Genomic DNA, 2491 nt, shown 5'->3' on the forward strand with positions numbered 1-2491 from the left:
CCATTTGCCACGGCTAATGCGACAGCCTGAAAGTGCGGCAGGGTCAGGCTTACACGGCGCGTTCGCCCGATCTTGCGGAGCGCCTCGTCGGTGGAGCCCGACATCGAGCCGTCGATAGAACGAAGAATATGGGGCAGTTCGCAGAAGAGGTCGATCGGCAGAGTCTTGCCTTCCATGATTCCCGCCTGCCTGATCGCAGCGTTGTCGTGCGCGGCGATGATGGCGAATGGTGAATGGAACAGAGGCGTGCTTGAGACCCAGTCGGAGACCTCCAGCGGACGCTCGAGCGCTACGTCGATTTCATCCTCCTGGAGCAGCCGCGAGACATCGCCGCGCGCGCTATCGAGAAACCTTAGCGACGCGCGCGGCGCGGCGCCAGCGATGCGTGCCGCCAGCGCTGGCATCAGCATCATGGAAAAGAAATCCGCCCCCATGAACGTGAAGGTTCGCTCCAGTTCCGCCGGATCGAACGCCTTGGCCGAATGGAAGACGCGTTCGATCTCGCGAAGCGCCACGCGCAACGGCTCGGCCATGCTCTCGGCGCGCGGTGTCGGCATCATGTCATTGCCCCGTCGCACGAACAGCTGGTCGTTGAGGAGATGTCGCAAGCGATTGAGCGCAGCGCTGACGGCAGGCTGGCTGAGGCCGATCTGCTCGCCGGCACGCGTAACGCTTCTCTCCCGCAGAAGGGCGTCGAACACCTTGATGAGATTGAGGTCGAGCGCGTTCAAATTCATCGCATCAATTCGCCCCATACGATCATTCGATTTCCGTTGTCGGCGTATCCCTGGCTAGATCGTCATCGGCCCAGCAGGCACAGGCAACAGAAGGATCAGACACGCCATGACAATGACCCCCGGCACGATCACAGGCAAGGAACTCTTCTGGTTCAACAACACGCTCGTCGCGATCCACGTCTCGTCGATAGCAGGAGAGGACGGCACCTGCGTCGTCGAGCATCACATGCCCTATGGCGACTCGCCACCGCTGCATGCGCATCGCAGGGAAGACGAAGTGTTTCACATCCTGGAGGGGAGATTGCGCTTTCAGATCGACGGCCACGAACGCATTGCGGACGCCGGCGAAACCGTCATCGCACCGAAAGGCCTGCCGCACACCTACCGGGTCGAATCCCCGGAAGGTGCGCGCACCCTCACCATCACGCGCGGTTCGGATTTTGAGACGATGCTGCGTCAGGCGAGCCGTCCCGCCGAACAGCCCGAACTGCCGCCGCTGATGGAACCAACACCGGAAATCATCGCGGCACTGGTGCAGCTTTGCGCAAAAAACGGCATCGACATTGTCGGTCCGCCGCTGGGGTGAGAGGCCGAAACTGCGCAGTCCTTCCCTTCTCCCCTTTGTGGGAGAAGGAGAGACGCGCCGCGCCTTCAACCGATTTGCATCCTCGCCGCCCGCATTCTCCGCTTGAAGCCGTTTGTGCAACGCGATACGCCGTTGCCGACTTCGACAAGGAGAGACCCGTGACCGCTGCAAAGACCAGAACCGAAACCGACACGTTCGGTCCCATCGAAGTCGCCGCCGACCGGTATTGGGGCGCGCAGGCGCAGCGTTCGCTCGGCAATTTCAAGATCGGCTGGGAAAAGCAGCCGGCGTCGATCGTGCGCGCATTGGGCATCGTCAAGCGGGCGGCGGCCGAAGCCAACATGGAGCTCAAGCGGCTCGATCCGGCGATCGGCAAGACGATTGTCGAGGCAGCGCAAGAGGTCATCGACGGCAAGCTCGATGAGCATTTCCCGCTGGTGGTCTGGCAGACCGGTTCGGGCACCCAGTCCAACATGAACGCCAATGAGGTGATCTCCAACCGGGCGATTGAGATGCTGGGCGGTGTCATGGGCTCCAAGAAGCCGGTGCATCCCAACGATCACGTCAATATGAGCCAATCGTCGAACGACACCTATCCGACAGCCATGCACATCGCCTGCGCCGAACGCATCGTGCACGATCTGTTGCCGGCACTGAAGCACCTGCACAAGGCACTCGCCGCCAAGAGCAGAGAGTTCAATCACATCATCAAGATCGGCCGCACGCACACGCAGGATGCCACCCCCCTTACGCTTGGCCAGGAATTTTCGGGCTATGCCGCGCAGGTCGCTTCGTCGATCAAGCGCATCGAGCTGACGTTGCCCGGCTTGCAGGAACTGGCGCAGGGCGGCACCGCCGTCGGCACCGGCCTCAACGCGCCGGTCGGCTTCGCCGAAAGGGTCGCGGATCGCATCGCCTCCATCACCGGCATCGCCTTCGTCACCGCGCCGAACAAGTTCGAGGCGCTGGCGGCCCATGATTCCATGGTGTTTTCGCACGGCGCCATCAACGCGGCGGCCGCCGCGCTATTCAAGATCGCCAACGACATCCGCTTCCTCGGCTCAGGCCCGCGCTCGGGCCTCGGCGAACTGTCGCTGCCGGAAAACGAACCGGGCTCGTCGATCATGCCGGGCAAGGTCAACCCGACCCAGTGCGAGGCGCTGACGCA

3 protein-coding genes are annotated in these 2491 nt (G+C 62.5%); 2 read left to right on the plus strand and 1 reads right to left on the minus strand.

Features of this window, described 5'->3' with window-relative positions; translation table 11 throughout:
• Positions 1–737, minus strand: a 737-nt coding sequence (locus tag EN994_RS26945; RefSeq protein WP_164746232.1) for a LysR family transcriptional regulator, incomplete at its 3' end; no start/stop codon positions are given.
• Between the two features lie 106 nt (positions 738–843).
• Between EN994_RS26945 and EN994_RS26950 the strand changes: the two genes are divergently transcribed.
• Both EN994_RS26950 and EN994_RS26955 read left to right on the plus strand, forming a co-directional pair.
• Positions 844–1323: a cupin domain-containing protein gene (locus EN994_RS26950; RefSeq protein ID WP_013532411.1), complete on the plus strand. Its 480-nt coding sequence runs from the start codon at positions 844–846 to the stop codon at positions 1321–1323.
• Between the two features lie 158 nt (positions 1324–1481).
• The coding region (locus EN994_RS26955; RefSeq protein WP_164746233.1) for a class II fumarate hydratase at positions 1482–2491 on the plus strand (1010 nt) is incomplete at its 3' end.

Origin of the sequence: Mesorhizobium sp. M7A.F.Ca.CA.002.09.1.1, assembly GCF_003998555.1 — a bacterium.
In the GTDB taxonomy this organism is placed as follows: domain Bacteria; phylum Pseudomonadota; class Alphaproteobacteria; order Rhizobiales; family Rhizobiaceae; genus Mesorhizobium; species Mesorhizobium ciceri.